General features: G+C 42.0%; 14 protein-coding genes and 1 pseudogene. 2 read left to right on the forward strand and 13 right to left on the reverse strand.

Annotation, left to right across the window (positions count from 1 at the left end; genetic code table 11):
- Positions 1–40: 40 nt before the first annotated feature.
- The 7 genes from V7K41_RS07750 to ppsA all read right to left on the reverse strand — a co-directional run bounded on the left by V7K41_RS07750 (position 41) and on the right by ppsA (position 10,786).
- Positions 41–2,761, reverse strand: coding sequence for a peptidase domain-containing ABC transporter (locus V7K41_RS07750; RefSeq protein ID WP_334846961.1), 2,721 nt, complete (start codon positions 2,759–2,761; stop codon positions 41–43).
- Complete coding sequence (locus V7K41_RS07755) at positions 2,655–3,380, reverse strand: helix-turn-helix domain-containing protein (RefSeq protein ID WP_334846962.1); 726 nt, start codon at positions 3,378–3,380, stop codon at positions 2,655–2,657. The genes V7K41_RS07750 and V7K41_RS07755 overlap by 107 nt, the downstream gene beginning before the upstream one ends.
- 1,482 nt (positions 3,381–4,862) lie before the next feature.
- Entirely contained in the window at positions 4,863–6,395 is a 1,533-nt protein-coding gene (locus V7K41_RS07760) for a dolichyl-phosphate-mannose--protein mannosyltransferase (protein ID WP_334846964.1), read from the reverse strand.
- 342 nt (positions 6,396–6,737) lie between these two features.
- A complete protein-coding gene (locus tag V7K41_RS07765; protein WP_334846966.1) occupies positions 6,738–7,361 on the reverse strand; it encodes a GNAT family N-acetyltransferase in 624 nt (207 codons plus the stop codon).
- Positions 7,362–7,508: 147 nt separating this feature from the next.
- A complete protein-coding gene (locus V7K41_RS07770) occupies positions 7,509–7,868 on the reverse strand; it encodes a XisI protein (RefSeq protein ID WP_334846967.1) in 360 nt (119 codons plus the stop codon).
- Entirely contained in the window at positions 7,838–8,275 is a 438-nt protein-coding gene (locus V7K41_RS07775) for an element excision factor XisH family protein (RefSeq protein ID WP_334846969.1), read from the reverse strand. Before V7K41_RS07775 ends, V7K41_RS07770 begins: the two co-directional genes overlap by 31 nt.
- Before the next feature lie 12 nt (positions 8,276–8,287).
- A complete protein-coding gene (gene ppsA, locus V7K41_RS07780) occupies positions 8,288–10,786 on the reverse strand; it encodes a phosphoenolpyruvate synthase (RefSeq protein ID WP_334846971.1) in 2,499 nt (832 codons plus the stop codon).
- Positions 10,787–10,982: 196 nt separating this feature from the next.
- On the opposite strand from ppsA, the gene V7K41_RS07785 reads away from it, so the two are divergent.
- Positions 10,983–11,387, forward strand: a complete 405-nt coding sequence (locus tag V7K41_RS07785) for a hypothetical protein (protein ID WP_334847103.1) — start codon at positions 10,983–10,985, stop codon at positions 11,385–11,387.
- A 710-nt stretch (positions 11,388–12,097) separates the two neighbouring features.
- Here the strand turns inward: V7K41_RS07785 and V7K41_RS07790 are convergent.
- From V7K41_RS07790 to V7K41_RS07815, 6 genes are all read right to left on the reverse strand, one after another.
- Positions 12,098–13,330: an aspartate aminotransferase gene (locus tag V7K41_RS07790; RefSeq protein ID WP_334846972.1), complete on the reverse strand. Its 1,233-nt coding sequence runs from the start codon at positions 13,328–13,330 to the stop codon at positions 12,098–12,100.
- Positions 13,327–14,517: an iron-containing alcohol dehydrogenase family protein gene (locus V7K41_RS07795; protein WP_334847105.1), complete on the reverse strand. Its 1,191-nt coding sequence runs from the start codon at positions 14,515–14,517 to the stop codon at positions 13,327–13,329. Before V7K41_RS07795 ends, V7K41_RS07790 begins: the two co-directional genes overlap by 4 nt.
- Positions 14,518–15,226: 709 nt before the next feature.
- Positions 15,227–15,748 carry a Ycf51 family protein gene (locus V7K41_RS07800; protein ID WP_334846974.1) on the reverse strand — a complete coding sequence of 174 codons (522 nt, stop codon included), beginning with the start codon at positions 15,746–15,748 and terminating at the stop codon, positions 15,227–15,229.
- 304 nt (positions 15,749–16,052) lie between these two features.
- Positions 16,053–16,565, reverse strand: coding sequence for a hypothetical protein (locus V7K41_RS07805; RefSeq protein ID WP_334846976.1), 513 nt, complete (start codon positions 16,563–16,565; stop codon positions 16,053–16,055).
- Between the two features lie 280 nt (positions 16,566–16,845).
- Positions 16,846–18,213: an O-antigen ligase family protein gene (locus V7K41_RS07810; protein WP_334846977.1), complete on the reverse strand. Its 1,368-nt coding sequence runs from the start codon at positions 18,211–18,213 to the stop codon at positions 16,846–16,848.
- Complete coding sequence (locus V7K41_RS07815; protein ID WP_334846979.1) at positions 18,195–19,037, reverse strand: hypothetical protein; 843 nt, start codon at positions 19,035–19,037, stop codon at positions 18,195–18,197. The genes V7K41_RS07810 and V7K41_RS07815 overlap by 19 nt, the downstream gene beginning before the upstream one ends.
- Positions 19,038–19,171: 134 nt before the next feature.
- On the opposite strand from V7K41_RS07815, the pseudogene V7K41_RS07820 reads away from it, so the two are divergent.
- Positions 19,172–19,522, forward strand: a pseudogene (locus tag V7K41_RS07820) (FAD-dependent oxidoreductase); the annotation flags it as partial.
- Between the last annotated feature and the right edge of the window lie 546 nt (positions 19,523–20,068).

Here is a 20,068-nt window from a genome sequence, read left to right on the forward strand (position 1 = left end):
TTTTGGGAGACAAGAAAAGCTTCCTCTTTGTCCTCTTCTTTCACCCCGCAATATCCATCTGCTGATGATTGAGATAAAAATAATGTCCCCGCTTTGCCATCAACTCTTGGTGAGTCCCACTCTCAACCAACACGCCGCGATCCAGTACCAAAATCAAATCTGCATGACGCACAGTTGAAAGACGATGGGCGATTACTAAGGTGGTTCTGTCCTTAAGAATGGTGTTTAAATTCGTCTGAATAATCCTTTCTGACTCTGCATCCAGATGGGAAGTCGCCTCATCCAAAATCAACAGCTTGGGATTACCTAACAACGCCTTAGCGATCGCAATTCTTTGTCGCTGTCCTCCAGACAACATCCCCCCTCCTTCACCAATCTGGGTTTCATAACCCATAGGTAACTTTTTAATAAACTCATCAGCACCCGCCAATCGCGCCGCCTCAATAATCTCTGCTAAAGTTGCCCCAGGATGTGCCAAGCTAATATTTTCCCGAATCGTTCCGCCAAACAAAAAGGTATCTTGGTCAACTACCCCAACTTGTTCGCGTAGAGAACGCAACGAAAGACTGGTAATATCCTGTCCATCAATCAACACTTTGCCATCTGTGGGCGGATATAACCCCAAAACCAGCTTAGAAATCGTGGTTTTCCCCGAACCACTCCGTCCCACCAGGGCAACCATTTGCCCACTGTGGACTTCAAAACTGAGATTTTCCAAAACATTGATATCGCTTTCAGGGTGATAGCGAAACGTCACGTTGTCAAAGCGAATGTTACCTTGAATGGGTGGTAAAGATTGCCGCGCCTGATGCTGCAAATCCTCTTCTGGTTCCGCATCCAACACATCATTAATCCGTTCCACCGCAATCACTACTTCTTGCAATTGATTCCACAAAACTGTTAATCGTTGGAAGGGTCTAATAATATTTCCCAGCAGCATATTAAATGCTACCAATTGCCCAATAGTTAACTCGTTGTGAATCACTTGGTACGCCCCAAACCACAGCAATACTGTAGTTACCACTGCTTCAATTGTGTTACTGAATATTTGCAGGCGATTGCTGATAATTTGCCCGGAAAAGTTAGTTTTTATTTCCTTACTTAATAACTCTTCCCAATGCCAACGCACTGTCTGTTCTACTGCTGTGGATTTAACCGTTCGCACACCAGAAAGGGCTTCAATTAGATAGCTACTTTCATTAGCAACAGCATTAAAGATTTCTCTAGAAATCTTTTGTAAAAAAGGTGTGGCAATCAATGCCAGCAGCAAAAAAGGCGGTATAATCACTAACACCAGCAGTGCCATTTTCCAACTGTACCAAAACATCAATCCTAAATAGATAAAGACAGTGACTAAATCCAGCAGGATGGACAACGCCTCACCGGAGAGGAAGCGTTGAATTTTGCGGTTTTCTTGTACACGAGAGATAATATCCCCCACATAACGCGACTCGAAGTAACTCAAGGGTAGCCGCAGGGTATGGCGAATAAATCCTACAATCAGTGCTAAATCGAGCTTATTCGCCGTGTGGTCTAACAGATATTGCCGCAACCCCGTCATCCCTACACGGAATAAACTAAAAATCAGTAACCCTAACCCCACTGCTGTTAAGGTTAATTCAGAACGCTGCACCACTACACGGTCTAAAATTAACTGGGTAAATAGGGGAGTAACAAGTCCAAAAATCTGGATAAATAAGGAAGCAACAAACACTTCCAGCATTACTAAAGAGTGAGGCTTGATTAACTCAAAGAATTGCCAAAAAGGAGTTGTAGTCTCTTTGGCATCTTTTAACCAGGCTGTGGGTTGCAGCAGCAGTGTATAGCCAGTCCAGTTGGCTTTAAATTCCTGGTGGGTGAGGGTGCGTTGACCAATACCAGGATCTGCCACAATCACTTGTTTAGGAGTGATTTCGTAGACAACGATGTAATGCTTGCCTTCCCAGTGGGCGATCGCAGGCAATTTTTGCTTCGCCAATTGGTCAAGACTCGCTTTCACCGGTCGCGTGGCAAACCCAATACTTTCCGCCGCCGCCGATAACCCCCGCAGTGACGAGCCATTGCGGTCAACATTGGCGATATCCCGCAGGCGATTTACACTAAAGTTTTTCCCCCAATAGCGAGACACCATCACTAAACAAGCTGCACCGCAATCCGATCCACTCTGTTGGGCAAAAAACGGATAGCGCCGAATCACACGCTGTAATAAATGCCCCACTCGCTGCGTGGAATTGGGAAAATAGGCTTTGCTAATCTTTTTCTCGCGTGGCTTTACTGCTGGGGTTGACATAATCTTCGTTTCATGCACACGTTTTGAGTCAGATGGGGAATTATCTGAGTCCACCTGTTGAGGGTTACGAGATAGCGCCTTAGCCCATAAATGCTCTCGAATTTGGGGATATTTAGCCATTAATGGCCACAATACTTCACCCGGAACAAAGCATAGTTGCAAGTTTACTGAAGCCCTGGCAGCGTAAGGTTTAAAGTCACCCTCCTTAAATAAGGTAAATTCCCCAAATGAGTCACCTGCCTCCAAAGTGGCAATTAACTCATCGGCGCTATCTAGCAATCTGACCTTACCAGCGATCGCAATATAAATACCCACTTTGGCATCGCTTCCTTGCCAGAACTTGCCAACTTTCGGATTGATAAATTTAATTTGTTGAAGACAGTGTTGAAATTCCTCTGTCGAAAGAGAATAACCCAGAGTATTGTTGAACAGTTGCAGAGTTACTAACTGAGTGGATATATCTTGCGCCATAAATGTCTAAATCTTTTCCTAATTTTGCAAAGTTAATAGGTAAAAATTCGGTATCATCGGGAAGAACTGCGGATTTGAGGTCACTAATCAAAATTTTGGAACCCTGAGCTTGTTTGTTGCTGTTTGCTTCCGAATTGCTGGGTTTTGGTAGTGTGGATAATCCCATCTGTTTGAGCAATCGCTTGATATGGCGATCGCTCACTTCAATCCCAAATTCTTTTGCTAGATGTTTGCCTAGCCAGTTTGCTGTCCAGCGTCGAAAAGAATAGCCATGATCGCGGGGACTACTATTAATCAGTTCTTTCAAACGTTGTAAATACTCGTCATTTACTGTCTTCGGGCGACCAAGGGGGCAATCTTGCCATTGGTGCGCCATCCCAGTTCGGGCTATGTGTGTCCAATGTCGTACTGTTGCTGCACAACATCCCAAGCTTTGACAAATCTCCGTTTGAGTTTTTCCCTCATCTGCCAACAAGATGATTTCAATGCGTTGGCGGTAGGATTCAAGTAAACTTTTTTGCAAATTTTGTAATAACAGTTTCCGCTGAAACGCTGTTAAATACTTACCAGTACATCCACTTAAGTAGTTAGTTTCAGGTTTACCTTGGTAGTCAGACATAAACGTAAAATTGTTAGTTTTGTAAACGCATAAAAGCCTTGTGCTTGGGATATAATTTCTCAAGCACTCACAAACCAATTTATTTAGGGGCTAGTGATTACCCTAATAACGCACAATTTTTATGTATTATATGTATTGTATGGCAGGTATATATCAAGCTACAAATCATATATGTGAATTCGGTAAATTAACCGTAAAACTTTTATGAAATGTTAGGCTGAATACGACAATCACTGTACATTTTCTTTACAAGTAAAATACTTTTGTAATTCAAAAGGATATATAAGACTCCATCGGTGAGAGGTTAAAATAATATTACGTTTGTCAATTAAAAATTATGCTGAAAATTTGGAACAAGCAGAGGTATGAAGTTAACTCTTGTACTGAACCAATGGAATAAGAATAAAAGATGCGTATCAAAATTACGCGTAGGCTAGCAAAAACCGTAGGCATCGCCTGCTCAAAAATTGTGTTTTCAACCCCAATTTTAGCCCGATTCTAGCGATATTTTAAGTATTATTGCTTATTGACAAATAGTACCTGACCTTAATTCTCACGAATGATCGGACTCCGATTTGAGTTTTTAAAAAATACTGAGACTAAAAAGTCTGTTTTATAAGGGTTTCATCTGAAATCCTGTTCAGAAATCAGATAGGATTCCTATATATAGCGGTTTGCAGTTGAGTCCAATACAGACCTAACCCCCAACCCCTTCCCTAGCAGGGAAGGGCAGGGTGGTTTCATACGAAAAAAGAAAAATACATAAGTCTTGATTTCTCGTGAAAGTGGCATGGCTTTTTCCCTCACTTCCATTCCTCTCCCCCACGGGGGGAGAGGCTTTGAAACCCAGTTTTAATTTTTCTTTGCTTGTATGAAACCACCCTGCTTCCCTAGCAGGGAAGGGGAGTAAGATTCAAAGCCTCTCTCCTCTTAGGAGAGAGGAATGGAAGTGAGGTCAAAACTGTACTGCACTCAAACGAGAACCGCCATAGGTTTAGAGCTTTGTTTTCTAACATTATGGCTAAAATCATCAGTTTTGCCTGAAAGTCTTATTTAGCAGGAATTATTGTTTTTTACTCTGGAGAGAGTGATGGAAGCTGTTTACGGACGCGCTCGCTTCCGTTATGGATGGAAGAAACAAGTCAAATCCTCTTCCCTTCTGCCTTCTGCCTCCTGCCTCCTGCCTCCTGCCTTGTTCCTTAGGAAAGCGTTACTCTAAATCTGCTTCAAAAAGAGGGACTTAAAGCCCAGAATTAAGTACAGTGCAGGTAATGATACGATTACTGGTGGAAATAGTAACGATGTTGTTGACTACAGCAGTTTAGGACAACCTGTAATAATCCGACCAGTGGTTATCCAAAAAAGTGCAATTGGAACTGACACTTTTAAAGATTTTGTTGAAACCGTCATCGGTGCTATCGGACAACTTAACAGTATTAATGCTACTTCTGACAGTAAAATGTATCAATAGTAGTTGATTCATCAAATCCAAGAGTTGAACCACATCCGCAATTTATAACCCTCATGAGAGAGGGGTAAACCCAAATAAATGGGCATCCAGAAAATAAAAGCAGCCACAATAATAAAAGTAATGGTGACACCTAGCGCCCGGAGTTGTTGATAATAACTGCAAAGACATCGATCGACAAACCAAGCGATCGCTAAAAAGACAAACACTACTGCACACATATAGTGGTAGATAAAAACGCACCTTGTCACTTTCACCCAAGGTAATAAGTTAGCAGCATAATTTATAACTAAATATAAGGCAATCCAAGTATCAACACTCAGGGTTGCAGGCATAGAAAAACGCTTTTCTTTCACACAAGGAATTACCGCTTGTAACACCAGCATCCCTATTAAAAACAACATAGCAGCGACACCAAACCACCACAAAAATGGATTGCCCATTGCATGGACATCATAAATAACTTGTCCAGCACCGGCAGGTAAAGGCGGGCCCATCACAGGTAATGGTTCAGTGATACTTTCAGCCGTTTGATAATAATATGCCATTGGTCGAGTCATCAAAGGCCATTTATACCAGGCAGCACAGTAAGGATGTACGTTAGGACTATTTCCCCCTAAATGTAAGTGAAACTTCAAAATTTGCTGATGTACTGCAATAAATCCATAAGTTTTATCTAGTTGAAGATGAGGAATCCAGATGATACTGTAGATAAAAGCTGGGATGATTCCTAGATAAAACAGCATCTGAAAAATATTGAGCTGAGTCAAGTTTTGTAGTGGTGTCTGAGATGAAGGAGAATAAATACTAACCCCTGACTCCTGACTCCTGACTTCTGCCTCCTGCCTCCTGCCTCCTGCCTTCTGCTCTAATAAGGGGGATGTAAAAAATAGTTTGAGGTTAGCAAAAGAATATGTTAAATGAATTACCCAAGCTACTATCCAAATTAGATAAGCACCTGATAGAAACCATAAACCATTCCACTTAGTACCGACTGAGGCACCAAAACCAATGCCAGCAAAAACTAACCAAAAAGAACGTCGCCGATTTTGGTTATCTAATGCCAATAATAAAAACCAGTGCCCTAACAAACCAAAAATGACGATATAAATATTACTTAGAGCATACCGAGACTCAACTAAAAAAATACCATCACAAGCTGTGAATAATCCTGCAAGTATTGCAAAGGTACGACGATAACTTAACTGATAAGCGATCGCAGCCACAACTACAGGAATAAATGAGCCGGTGAGGGCATTGAACCAACGATAAGTCCAAGGCGATCGCAATGAACCTGTCAGCCCATTCACCGTATCGTGCCAAAAAGGAATGTGACTGCCAATCCAAATGCCGATACCAATCATATATTGACTTAGCGGCGGATGAGCATTAAAGAATGGCGTATGCGTAAGATAATTATTACCAAATTTGGCAAAGTAAACTTCATCAAATACCAGAGTGTTGAATCGCTCCAGTCCCCAAAACCGTAAAGCGAGTGAGAGAAGAAATACACTCACCATCCCAATTCGGAACCATTTTTTAGTCATTTGTCATTTGTCATTTGTCATTTGTCATTTGTCATTTGTCATTTGTCATTTGTCATTTGTCATTAGGCATTGGTCATTGGGCATGGGGCATGGGAAATAGGGGATGAGTCTTTGAGACTCGCCGATGAGTCTTTGATACTCGTGAATGAGTCTTTGATACTCGCCGATGAGTCTTTGATACTCGTGAATGAGTCTTTGATACTCGTGAATGAGTCTTTGATACTCGCCGACGAGTCTTTGATACTCGTGAATGAGTCTTTAATACTCGCCGATGAGTCTTTAATACTCGTGAATGAGTCTTTGATACTCGCCGATGAGTCTTTGATACTCGTGAATGAGTCTTTAATACTCGCCGACGAGTCTTTGAACTCCACTCCTTTGCCCCCCTACCCTCTGCTCAAGAACTGCTCCCTTGTTCTCCCTGCACTCTTTAAGTGCATCTAGTTGAAACAAGAGTAGTTCAATACCGTAATACTTGTTTGTTCGCCCTATTGGTTTCATACCCAGTCTTTGAGTTACACGGATTGAAGCATGATTTTCTGGCTTCACTACGGCATAAATCACTGGCAAGTTCAGCACACTAAACCCGTAGTTGAGCATAACTTGTCCTGCTTCTGTTGCATACCCTTTACCCCAAGAAGCTCGCCTCAAGTGCCAGCCTACCTCATAATCTAGAGTGGGTAAACCATCTTTGTCGGGCAATTGTAACAGAAGAATAGTTCCCACAATTGTTGTAGTTTCCTTTTCGACAATTGCCCAAGATCCAGTACCATTATTGCGTCGGTGGGAGCGATCGCTGTTTTCAATCAAGCGCTGACGCTGTGACTCAATGCTAGTGACGCGAGAAGCTTTACCAAGAAAGTGCGTAACTTCAGGGTCATTATAAATTACAAACGCTTGTTCGGCATCGCGTTCGGGTATCCAACTGCGAACGATCAAGCGTTCGGTTTGCAAAAGATTTGTCATCTTGCTTTTGGCTAAAATAAATCGCCATTCTGCAAAATACTAAGATATTTATGGTTGAGCAGTCAAAAGTTTTATAGACAATTACACAAACAAAATATGGCGATCGCATAACCAACGGCAGTTATCCAGAAGTTCAACTACCGTTGGTTATGCGATCGCAAATTCTGAATCTTTCCGCAGTTCTTCAGATCGGAACCCTAACACAATCCGATCCTTTGGTATACCTGCCCTCACCAATTCCGTTGCTACCCCCTCTTCAGTGCCATCACGTTGAATCCAAATTTTGCCATCAATAATATCAATGTGAATCAGACAGCCGTGAACGCGGCGCGTTGCAGTTGGAGAAAGTTCTGGCACTGGCTCTCGACCAAGAATCATTACCAAATATCGATCCTGTTCTCGATCAAAGATAGTTTCATGCTGAATATTGCCGTAAGAGTAAGGAATCTTTGTGTGTTCAGTAAGAATGCTGCAAATTAGCTGCCTGTATTGCTCCAGATTAGCCATCGGACAATAACCTCCCGCTTTGGATTAAAAACAATTAGAGGAATTTTGTAGTCTTCCAATATAAGTTTACCAAGCGGCTCTTCCTCAAAAATATCAGTAAAAACATCCTCATGAACTGCGATATACAAAACCCTATCTTGATAATTGCGGCTTATGACAGCAAGGTAGGTAAAGTACTGACCAATAGCCTGTTCTAAGTCTGCTACTTCTGAGTCGCCACTAAAGGTTTTGATTTCTACAGCAATCTTCTGCGTTCCTTTTTCTGCTATGAGCAACTTTTCGGCTGCCAAATCCACGTAAAGATCCTTTTTTCCCCACTTGAGATGAAAGGGATCGTCGGTAACATTCCAGCCATCTTTAATTAGGGCATTCTTCAAGTTTTCGTGGTAACGGTCTCTAACTGGCATAAATTACTCGAATTACGAATTAGTACCCTCGACTTTTGCCACTTCCAGCATCGTCTTTAAAACTGAATCTGGATTCAGGCTAATCGAGTCAATTCCTTGTTCCACCAAAAACTGGGCAAATTCTGGATAGTCGCTGGGAGCTTGCCCACAAATGCCGATTTTGCAATCGCATTTTTTCGCCGCTTCTATGGCCATTTTCACCATTCGCTTTACACCCTGACTGCGCTCATCAAATAAGCGTGCCACTAACGCCGAATCCCTGTCTATCCCCAGTGTCAACTGAGTTAGGTCGTTGGAACCAATGGAGAAGCCGTCAAATACATCAGCAAACTCCTCAGCCATAATCACATTATTCGGCAACTCGCACATTACATAAACCTGCAAGTCGTTAACACCTTGCTTTAAATCATTTTTTGCCATCTCTGCCAAAACTAAACGCCCTTCATCGGGAGTGCGACAAAAGGGAATCATCGGAATAACATTCGTTAAACCCATTTCTTCCCGTACCCGTTTGATGGCATGACATTCTAAGGCAAAAGCTTCTCTGTAGCCTTCATCATAGTAACGTGCCGCCCCTCGCCAACCCAGCATTGGGTTTTCTTCATGGGGTTCAAACTGTCGCCCACCTAACAAATTGGCATATTCATTACTTTTGAAATCTGACATTCGCACAATTACTGGTTTGGGATAAAATGCTGCCGCAATTCTACCTATACCTTGGGCTAATTTATCTACAAAATATTGGGGTTTATCCTCGTAAAGTGCGGTAATGTCAGCAATTTTAGCTTTGACAAATTCATCTTTTAACAAGTCATAGTGAATCAACGCCATTGGATGAATTTGAATTTGGTTAGCGATGATAAATTCTGTCCGCGCTAAACCTACGCCATCGTTGGGAATTGCCGATAAACTTAATGCTTCTTGAGGATTACCCACATTCATTAAAATTTGAGTGCGGGTGCGGGGCAAATTTTCTAAAGGAACTTCTTCCACTTCAAAAGGTAATAAGCCTGCATAAACTTTTCCTTCTTCCCCTTCAGCGCAAGAAATTGTTACCTCCTGACCAGGTTTCAAGATTTCCGTAGCATTGCCGCATCCGACGATCGCAGGTACACCCAATTCTCGCGCAATAATTGCTGCATGGCACGTGCGGCCTCCAGAATTGGTGACAATTGCACTGGCGCGTTTCATAATTGGTTCCCAATCGGGATCGGTTCTCTCTGTCACCAAAACTTCCCCAACTTGGAACTGTTCTAGTTTCTGAACATCTAAAATTAGGCGTACTTTTCCCTGACTAATTGCTTCCCCAATCGCACGTCCCGTAACCAGAGGGGTTGGGGATTGGGAATCAGGAAGTGAGGAGTGGGAATTTTCCCCATTCCCTATTCCCCATTCTCTATTCCCCAATACCAACCGATAACTCCGCAACACATTTCCCGTCTTCTGCGATTGGACGGTTTCGGGACGCGCTTGCACAATAAAAAGTTGGTTAGTAATCCCATCTTTTGCCCACTCGATATCCATTGGAGTGAAAATGCCGTGGACTTGAGAATAATGGTCTTCAATTAAACATGCCCAACTTCCTAGTTGTAAAATCTCTTCATCACTCAGAGCGAATTTACCTCTTTCGCTGGGCGAAACCGAAACGTTTTTCGTAAATTTTGAGCCGTCATCATAAATCATTTTCAGTTCTTTACTGCCCAATTTTTTATCGATAATTGGGCGGAAACCAGCTTTTAAAGTTGGTTTAAAAACATAATATTCATCGGGATTGACAGACCCCTGGACAACGTTTTCACCTAAACCGTAGGCGGCTGTAATTAGTGCTGCATCCTTAAAACCTGTTTCTGTATCAATGGAGAACATCACCCCAGAGGTTGCTAAGTCAGAGCGCACCATTTTTTGCACACCCACAGCCAGAGCAATGCTAAAGTGGTCAAATCCCTTGACGTGGCGATAAGAAATAGCGCGATCGGTAAATAGAGAAGCAAAGCATTTATGACAAGCTGCTAAAACTCCTTCGACACCGACAACATTGAGGTAAGTTTCCTGCTGTCCAGCAAAACTAGCATCAGGAAGGTCTTCAGCAGTGGCGCTGGAACGGACTGCCACATCTGTGTCTGCATGGTATCGTTCGCAGAGACTATGGTATGCTGTGGCGATCGCCTCGCGCAATTCTACAGGAAATGGTGTGTGGATTAATAGCGATCGCGCTTTTTTTCCGCGTTCTCGTAAATTTTTGACATCTTCAACATCCAAGTCAGCAAAGAGTTTACGTAGTTTTGCTTCTAACCCCGCTGATTGAATGAAATGACGATAAGCGTAAGCAGTAGTAGCAAATCCTGTGGGAACGTTAATGCCTTTAGGTGTTAACTGTTGAATCATTTCCCCTAGTGAGGCATTTTTACCACCAACTACTGGTATATCAGCAATACCAATTTCATCAAACCAGAGAATGAGCGATCGTTCTTGGGCAAATAGAGACAAAGTGCTTTTAGATACTATAGTCATAAATATTACCTTTTAAGTTTATACTCAACTTGTAAGTGCATAACTCCTACTATATTTATTTTTGCCATATTCAACTTGAGATTTTTGGTTCTGTCGCGTAGTTTGATATTTGGCGATGAAATACAAAACTATAAGCAATAAAAATTAACCATTATTCAGTTTAATAACTCGATCAAAATACCGGATGTAATACATGATGGCGCAGCTAGAACGACTCCTAAAAATGGCAGAAGATGAACTAACTGAATACAGCACTGATGCCCGCAAAATAGAAAAACTACGCCGTAAAATAAGTTTAACAGTGTCGCTAACAGAACAGCAGCAGGTCAAAGAGGCATTACTGGCTACGATGAAATCTAATATAATTACCCAAGTTGTGGAAGAACAAAGACAAGCAGTAGCCTTACCATTTTGGGGAATTGCTGGATTAGGTTTGTTACTCGGAATTTCTTTAAATCAACCCATAGGCTTGTTAGCGTCTGTAGTTGGAACTGTATTAGCTTACAGAATTCAGAAATGGGGTTGGAAATTGCAGGCAAATCGTTTATTGTTACAAACATTGGAAGATATTGAAATGCGTATTACTCAACCCACTAAGTAATAATAAAGATGTATTTTATCTATAATTTACTTACGTTGACTTGTATTTTAATGTACTTACTAAGTAGTTAATTACTTAATTTACATCTCGTAAGCACTTAATAATTCCTTTGGGATTACCATAGCAAAAAAATTAGATATTAGACCTCTTGCATAAGTCGAATAGACCCCCCTTATAAAGCAGGGCTGTTTCATTCCCCAAAGAGCTTTAAAAATCAAGGGTTATAGCAATTAAAAATTGGTTATTTTGTTACCAGCGTGCCGAAAAAATAAACTATTTTACTGATATCTCAGTGATTAAATGTTCATTTCATCGCCACCCTTACTTACAATTTTCTCGCTAACCATCTTGACAAATCCTGTTTGAAATGGAATGAAACAGCCCTGCCCTTATAAAGGGGGGAAACTTAAAATCTTGCCCCCTCCCCTTGTGTTGGGGAGGGTTGGGGAGGGGTGATTCAAGGATTTTTGCAAGAGGTCTAATAGCGAATTTGCCCAAAACTTTTTTGAATACTTTCTCTCAAAAGAGAAAAAACTAGTTTTTTAACAGATACTTTTTTTAAAGCAGCCGCTTTAACTCAAGATTCTTGAGTTTCTTAACTGATGTAAATATTAGTACCAATCATTGTTAACTTTTTCTACTTTTTTACACGATCTCAAAGATCGTCAGCAAAAATTTTAGTCATGTAATATTGGTTTTCCTTTCTATAATCAACTAACGAGATCGGCGATCGCCTCTGAAGCAGGGACTACAGCTTCAGGCTGATAGCGGATGCCAGCTTGCTTGAAGCGATGTAAAACTTCACCCAAGCGATCGCACTCTGCAATCAAACTGATCCTGACATAACCCTCACCTGCAACCCCAAAGGCATTACCTGGAGTAACCACAACACCTGTTTGTTGCAACACGTTCAGGGCAAAATCTGTAGAACCAACGCCAACGGGACACTTCACCCAAAGATACATCGTCGCTTTGGTTTTGGGGATATCCCAACCCAACTCTCCTAACCCGTGAATGAGGAAATCGCGGCGGGTACGGTAACGTTGTTGTACCTCGTGCAAATACACATCTGGCAGTTGCAAAGCTGTTTCGGCTGCTGTTTGTAATGCGGCAAAAATGCCATAATCCAAGTTAGTTTTCAGTGTCCGTAAACCTTGAATTACATGGCGATTACCCACGACAAACCCGACGCGCCAACCAGCCATATTGTAGGTTTTAGATAAGGTGTGAAATTCCACACCAATATCTTTCGCACCGGGAATTTCTAGCAAGCTAGTGGGTTGATAACCATCAAAAGCTAACTCGGCGTAACACAAATCATGCACCAGCAAAATTTCATATTTGCGGGCGAAGGCGACGATTTCTTCAAAAAATTCGCGCGGGGCGGTGGCGGCGGTGGGATTGCTAGGATAGTTGAAATAGAGTATTTTGGCAAGTCTAGCAACCTCGTCAGGAATGGCAGCTAAATCAATTAACCAGTCATTTTCGGGTTTAAGAATCAAGCTGTGGATTTTCCCACCAGCGATCGCCGGACCGCGAAAATGTGCTGGATAAGCTGGGGAAGGAACCAGAACTAAATCACCAGGGTTAACGTAGGCGAGTGCTAAATGGGTTAATCCTTCTTTAGAACCGAGAAGTGGCAAGGCTTCGCTATCAGGATCGAGAACCACATCATAACGGCGACGATACCAGTTAGTGATGGCACGGCGGAAACTAGCTGTGCCCTCAAAGGGTGGATAACCGTGATTAGCGGGATCTTTTAAAGCTGCGATCGCCGCTTCTACTACTGGTGCTGGCGTTGCACCATCGGGGTTTCCCATACCCAAATCAATCAAATCTAACCCTTGTTCCCGTGCTTTAGCTTTCAGTTCATCTAAACGGGCAAATACATAAGGTGGTAGTTTTTGTATGCGTTCTGCTGGGACAATCCAATTTAAACTCATAAAACCTCGTCACTCATTCCCTTGGGCGAAACTCGATTTGTAGTATCTCTACTATCTATAGGTGCAGTGGTAGAAACCATTGCCGCCATCAGCTGTTCTGGCGCGACTTTAAACGGTAGTCGATGGATGTCAGAATTAGGAACTAGAGCCATTTCGGCGGCTGTTTGCAATTCGCCTAATGTAATATTGCCCAATCCCAAATCGCTTAATTTTTGTGGTAGTCCAATTTCTGTGTAGAACTTTAACAACTGTTGCCGTGCCGATGCAGCAAGTTGATTGCCTTGTAGCATTTCTTCTAAACGCAGTTGCACCAAAATCCCAAAAGCAACTTTTTCGCCATGAATACTGCCATGTCCTGAAATATGAGTTAAACCGTTATGCACGGCATGGGCGGCAACTGTGCGACATTGTGCCCCCCCAAGTCCCCCAACTACCCCAGCGAGTAAAACAGTGGCATCTACCACTTCTCGCCAAACCTCACAATCTGGTTCTTCGAGGGCGGCGGCTGACTTTTGCAAGAGGATATCTCGCAAAACTCGTGCTTGTTGCACCGCAGCAATAATTAAAGTGTCTTGCAAATGTCCACTGCTAACTGAGGCTTCGTACCACTTAGCGATCGCATCACCAATTCCAGCTACTAAGGTACGTTGTGGTGCAGTTTTAATCAAGTCATAATCGAGTATCAATAAATCGGGACAACGAGATAGCCCCACATCGTAGAGAAAAGCCCCATCTTCCGAATAAACATTCGATAAGGCACTCCAAGCTGCACAAGTAGCCCCGGAAGTGGGAATTGTCACCACTGGCAGCTGTAACTGCTGTGCGACTAATTTCGCTGTATCTAAGGCTTTGCCGCCACCAACACCGATAATTACATCAGCTTTATGTTCTTTTGCCTTCTTCTGTAAAGATTTCAGACTAGCTTCGCAGCAATCTGCACCATAAGAAGCTTGGACAGTATCTAACTGCTGCGCTTCTAAAATTGGTTGTAAATTTTGTTGGCTGATGCCGAGAGTAGACTTACCTGCCACAATTAAAGGACGACTTCCCAAACAGGCGATTTCTGCTGCCGCTGTTTGCAACACCCCAGAACCACGGATTACTTTTGCAGGGGAAACTGTGAGCGTAAATAATGAACTAGAGGTTTGAGTAGACAAAGAAGGTTGAGTAGAAAAATTATTGGGCATATAATCTCGTTTACCAAAACCTTGATATTTCTTAATCAAATAGACTAGCGATCGAGGATACTTGTTGCCAAGCTGGTTTTTGGATGGCTCCAATCTTCCGCCCGCCTTATCTAGATTTTAGCCAAGCAATTAAATAGACAAGTCCTGTTGCCGACTGATTGGGTAGTTTGACGACATTGCTTGAATCTATAAATACCCATTGACCTGAAATTCCGAACTATCAAAGTTTTGAATAACCGTATAATTAATTAACATTACCATCGTCAGATTCTCAAGAAAAGCAATCGAGAATTGATAATGTGTAGGCGATCGTGCTATTTCATGCAATTTTTAGCTACAGATATATATGTAAAGTATGCAAATATATGCCCCTGCAACCCCTTGATTTGCTGCAAAGAATTTTGAAAATGGCAACAGGGGCAATTAGGATAACAACATGACAAATTACAACTATTAGTACCCATTACCCCACGCTGATTAACTTTTTCCCACAGTATAACCACTAAAGTGTGAATATCTTAATCTAAAAATAACCAATAATGTATCAGTAAATACAAAATAATTTTTGTCATCCTGATAACAGGTAAATTACTTTTTTTCTCTGAGCATGGGGCATAGGGCATGGGGCATTGGTTCTTTCTCTCCTCTGCTCCCCCTGCTCCCCTGCTCCCCTGCTCTCTTCTCTTTTGCTCCCCCTGCTCCCTGCTTCTTAAGCGTTGGGTTTTGGCAATTTGGTAAAATTGTCTGTGTAAATTTTGACTGTTACTGGGGAATTTTGATGAGAAATGAGCGATCGCTTGGCCTCACCTAAGTAAACTGGTACAGAAACCCCTGGTTCTGGGTGGAGAATGGTACGGGCGCGAACTGTCAACTTGTCGTCTTCCCGTGTACCTGAGCGACCATAAGAAAACAGATTACTAGCTGCTTGACGTAAAGTTGCTTCTAATTGTGTGGGTGTAATTTGGGGTGATGTAGAAATCACCGCTTGTGTTGAGCCATTGTCATAAACTAAAGTGTACTTGGTTGCTCCTGGAATCACAGTCCGGCTCAAGGGGACTATTGAGAGTCCAAATAAACCAGCAGTCAGCACCAGCATAAAGCCAGTCGTACCCACCAGACGAAAGCGGATGCCCCATTTGAGAATAAAAGCCAAAAATGTTAAGGCAGCAAATACCAAGGTAGCGATGCCTGACCATTGGGTGTACTGAAGAAAGTTAGCTGTTGTGAGCATAAAGTTGGTTATGGAAGTGTCTTTTTTTCGTTACCGACACACCCATTTTACCGAGAGCTTACATCGATTATCTGTGAGGTTGCATAGATAGAACAACTTGCTCAAGCCTCTGGTATCACTAAGCCTAATTTTGTGCAGTTTCACAAAGAATTGGTACTACACCATAAAGGTTATCGGTCATAATAAAGTTTCAACTTGTGTTTAGCCTAAGTTTAGCGGTGAATGGAGCCAACCTCAGAACAGTTGTAGCTAATAAATCTGGAAAATAAATTCCTTAACTAACTTCCCCGTCTCCCTAGTTTTCCTAGAACAGTATTGGTTCACCAGAGACGATATGGGAATTTTTTGATGTCTGCAATCTAGTTTGAATACTATCAATTATTGCTAGCCAATCAGCATCTCTGTTCCATTCAGAGTGAATCCTGGTTTTAGTTGCTGCGTCATAGAGGTTACAAAAAACCACATTCTCTTCTCCAGCAGTTGCAGCGATAATCAAGGGCTTGGAAAAGTCCTGGATTAGTGATGCAGCTAAAAGAAAACTTTTGGCAAAGTTCGTTTCTCTCCCAGTCCTAACAATATAAACTTCATCCGCTCTAACAACGATATCTAACTTATTGTTGTCTTTTTCTTTAAATTCTTTCGTCGTTAATTTAAGTTCAGATATATACCCAGTCAACCCTGTTTGTTGTACAGGAATAGTTTTATCATTATTGTAGTTATACCACAAGTATGATTCCCCACTTAATTCTCCTTTTTTCACATATAAATAAATAGGTTCTGGTGGGTTACAAAGACCTAGTTTAATTTCGGCAATCATGTTTTATGTTCCTTTATCAAAGATAAAATTTTTCAGATATTGGTCAAATTCAATATTTTTAAGATAGTGTTTAACTAAAGAGAAATAATAAACATACAAAAGGGCATCTACAAGAGATGCCCGTCATGCAGGAAAACCCCAAAGGGTTGTTCCTACACCTTCCCAACAATCAGCAACAGTGACTAATTAGGTATTAGTCACACTCACAGACGTGAATGTAACAATCTTATTAACTTAAAACTCTCAATGTCCCCAGTGCATACACTGAAAAAATTAATAGCTAATTTTGATGAGATGCAAGCCTGTCTTTTTCGTGATAACGATGTACTATTCCAGAAATCGCAGCCAAAATTAGCCATGAAAGCGCATTCAAACGAAAATCGAAGAGGGTTACATCTACTGTATTCAATAAAATCCACCCAATAAAGGACAGAAGATAACTGAAAAATATCAATTTGTCTCCTGTATTTATATATTTTGACTTTTGCAGTAATTGGACACTTGTAATCAAAATCCAAGCTAGTAAGCCACAAAATAAAAAAGTACTGGGAAAACCAGTTTCAGCAGATAACATCAAAAACAAGTTATGGGGATGACCCAAGGGAATCTGCATCTTTGCTTTGTAAAGTTCACTAAAACTGCGTAACCCCCAGCCAGTCCAAGGATGTTGTTGAGCTAAAGACCAGGCAAACTCCCATTGAGTTGTTCGCATTAAAGCGATTGGTCTATCTGGATACATATCGTCATTTAACCTTGCCCAAAAGAATGCAGGAACTACCAAGCGAAAAATTTGAGCGACTGATGAGGGAGCAAAAGCTGCCAAAAACACACTAGAGACGATCGCAGCAACGCTACCTACAAGAATGCGCCAACCTTGGTAGAGTGCATAAGCTAAACAGGCAAAAATAGCGATCGCCCACCCATTGCGTGAGTTGGTGAAAATCAAGGTAATAAAATTCGTAATCACCGCCAGGGTTAGGAAGATAAAGGGAACTGGGGACTGGGGCGCAGTAAGTCTTTCCCCTCTGCCCCTCTGCCCCTCTGCCCCTCTGCCTTTTATATTCAATCGCCATTGTTCGATCCACAACCCTAGACCAAGGATGAAAACTATTACTAGATAAGCTGCGAAGGTGTTAGCGTGCAAGAAAAGTGAAGCGATACGACCTGGCGGGTTTCCGCCTGATCTGATTGTCCAACTAAACACAACCCACACAAACTGGAACTTGAAACTCCAGCCTAAAAATAACTGTCCCAAACCCATAATTGCTACTGGCATGGAACCAATCACCAAAACCCAAGCCATTTGCCGCAATTGGGTAAATGTTTGAATCAGAGCGCTATGGGCAGCGAAAAGTAAAAAGAATGGTAATAAATTAAATAAGCCGAGGAAAGCTGCTGTTTTGTCTTGGGCAAACCCAGCACTCACGATCAGTAATACACTCAATAGGGCAAATCCCCAGTTGAGGGGGCGGCGATTAATTTTGCGGGATTGTTTCAGCCAAGTTATTAATGAGACAAAACCTACAGTCACAGCCCCCACCAAAGGACTCAATGGGAAGATTAACAGTGCCCATAGAGAGTAGTTCCAAGAAGATTGCCAACGAGATTTGAAATAGTCAAAAACCTTGTTCAAGCTGGCTCCCAACATTCCTCACGAGTGAGGCGAATTTGAGCTAAGGCGAAGATAGTGGGGATGATTCGACCATAGTTAGTAGCGATCGCTCTCCAGCCTAAATCCGCAATAAACCAAGTCCACATCATCGGCCCAATCACGGCAAACATCGTGCGGGCTGCCCCATAACGAGCTGCACTTACTGTCATACCCCGTTGCGCCATTTGCATCGTTACATAACTTTGAAATTGGGTTGCAGCTGCTTCTGAGCCTGTAATTGCCGCTTGTTTGGCTACTTCATAAGTAGCAAAGTGGATGGCAAATTGACGGGCAATTTGCTTAAGTACAAGTGGCTGGAGAAGAGAAGTAACCGCGATCGCACTACCGCCTTTGAAAAGCAATCCCAAGGGATCGCGTTGTAATAAAAGTGGTAGGGGTTGTTTTAGTTCTGATTTCAGCAGCTGACGCTGCACCTGTATAGTCAATTTTTGCTTTTCCTGTTCCGGCAATTTTTTCCACACCTGTCCTAACAAATGCAAAAATACTTCTGCTTCTAAATCAATAGTTGCCAGCTGATGAGAATAGGGAATTTTTAGATACTTACATACTTGAACTAACGCTTGTCGGTAAGTTACCTGCCCTGTGCGTCCCCGTAATACTGTCATCCCATCTGCCGCCAAAAAACGAAAGCGGCCCTCTAGTGCATCTAACCAAGCTTTGCGGTCTTGGCTTTGTACTTCGATGGGTTCGGGTGTGTGTACATAGTCTAAGGGATTGAACTTACGACTAAATAGAATTGCCGTTAAGTCTTGCAATTCTTCTTCGGTCGCTAACTCTAGCGCCGCCCTCATTTCATCCAATTTCCCTTCCTCCCTTCCGTGCAGCTTTCTGTACCTTATTCTACTATTAGCTTTCAGCAGTCATTAGTAGTAATTTTGTCCTTTGATAATAACCAATAACTAATGACCAATAATTAACTAGGGACTATTGACTCATGACTGATATTGCAGTGATTGGTGCCGGAATTGCCGGTTTAGTCTGCGCCCAGCAGTTAAGTCAAGCTGGATATTCGGTGGTAGTGGTGGAAAAGTCGCGTGGTTTGGGAGGGAGACTAGCTACACGCCGCTTGCATGGAACTTTGGCAGATCGTGGGGCTTGTTACCTGAAGCCAAAGAGTGAATTATTGAAACGTTTTGTGGAGATATTGCGATCGCGCAATATCCTCGAAATTTGGACAGATGAGGTTTACGAACTCACAACAGGTGTTCCTTTCTCTGAACCCAATAACCGCAGTCCGCATTATGTTGCACCTGGGGGAATGAGTGCGATGCTTTCTGGATTAGCTGCGGCTGATGAAATTAACAATCAGTTGCGTCATCTCCCTTTCGAGAATGTGAACTTTTTAAACGTTTTTGCTTGTTCATTTCATCTGTCGCTAGACTGATTCTGCACTATAGTGAGTCGTCACTTTTCTGACTGACTAAATCAAAGTGCAACAAATAAGTTTTTTAGATGAAATAGCAAATTTTGCCCCAAGCCTAAAAAGTGATGTCAATTACTCAAAAAGCTTAACTTCATTCAAAGCTTCTTCCTAATTCAAGTTATTTTATTGCTGTTAACCTTGATCCCTTAGCTTTTATGCTGCGTTTTATGTAGATTTCTGCCAAAAAGGCAGAAATTTGAAATAATTAAGATTATAAATATAAAATGTCGGAAACTTACCAGATTGTTGGATGCTATTTTAATAATTGATACTGTGAAACAGTATAAAATTTAACTAAAATAAGCAAAGCCAAATGTCTGATATTGTACCAAGATAAGAGGCTAGTTTCAGAGTTGATTGCATCTATCAGCTAAAAGTAATTTGACTGGTTGTCATCAGGACATGGCC

It is taken from the genome of Nostoc sp. (assembly GCF_036917415.1).
Classification (GTDB): Bacteria; Cyanobacteriota; Cyanobacteriia; order Cyanobacteriales; family Nostocaceae; genus Nostoc.

Coding starts and splice junctions, on each gene's coding strand:
- V7K41_RS07750 (WP_334846961.1), bottom strand. CDS start 2,761: ATGGCGCAAGATATATCCACTCAGTTAGTAACTCTGCAACTGTTCAAC.
- V7K41_RS07755 (WP_334846962.1), bottom strand. CDS start 3,380: ATGTCTGACTACCAAGGTAAACCTGAAACTAACTACTTAAGTGGATGT.
- V7K41_RS07760 (WP_334846964.1), bottom strand. CDS start 6,395: ATGACTAAAAAATGGTTCCGAATTGGGATGGTGAGTGTATTTCTTCTC.
- V7K41_RS07765 (WP_334846966.1), bottom strand. CDS start 7,361: ATGACAAATCTTTTGCAAACCGAACGCTTGATCGTTCGCAGTTGGATA.
- V7K41_RS07770 (WP_334846967.1), bottom strand. CDS start 7,868: ATGGCTAATCTGGAGCAATACAGGCAGCTAATTTGCAGCATTCTTACT.
- V7K41_RS07775 (WP_334846969.1), bottom strand. CDS start 8,275: ATGCCAGTTAGAGACCGTTACCACGAAAACTTGAAGAATGCCCTAATT.
- ppsA (WP_334846971.1), bottom strand. CDS start 10,786: ATGACTATAGTATCTAAAAGCACTTTGTCTCTATTTGCCCAAGAACGA.
- V7K41_RS07785 (WP_334847103.1), top strand. CDS start 10,983: ATGGCGCAGCTAGAACGACTCCTAAAAATGGCAGAAGATGAACTAACT.
- V7K41_RS07790 (WP_334846972.1), bottom strand. CDS start 13,330: ATGAGTTTAAATTGGATTGTCCCAGCAGAACGCATACAAAAACTACCA.
- V7K41_RS07795 (WP_334847105.1), bottom strand. CDS start 14,517: ATGCCCAATAATTTTTCTACTCAACCTTCTTTGTCTACTCAAACCTCT.
- V7K41_RS07800 (WP_334846974.1), bottom strand. CDS start 15,748: ATGCTCACAACAGCTAACTTTCTTCAGTACACCCAATGGTCAGGCATC.
- V7K41_RS07805 (WP_334846976.1), bottom strand. CDS start 16,565: ATGATTGCCGAAATTAAACTAGGTCTTTGTAACCCACCAGAACCTATT.
- V7K41_RS07810 (WP_334846977.1), bottom strand. CDS start 18,213: ATGTTGGGAGCCAGCTTGAACAAGGTTTTTGACTATTTCAAATCTCGT.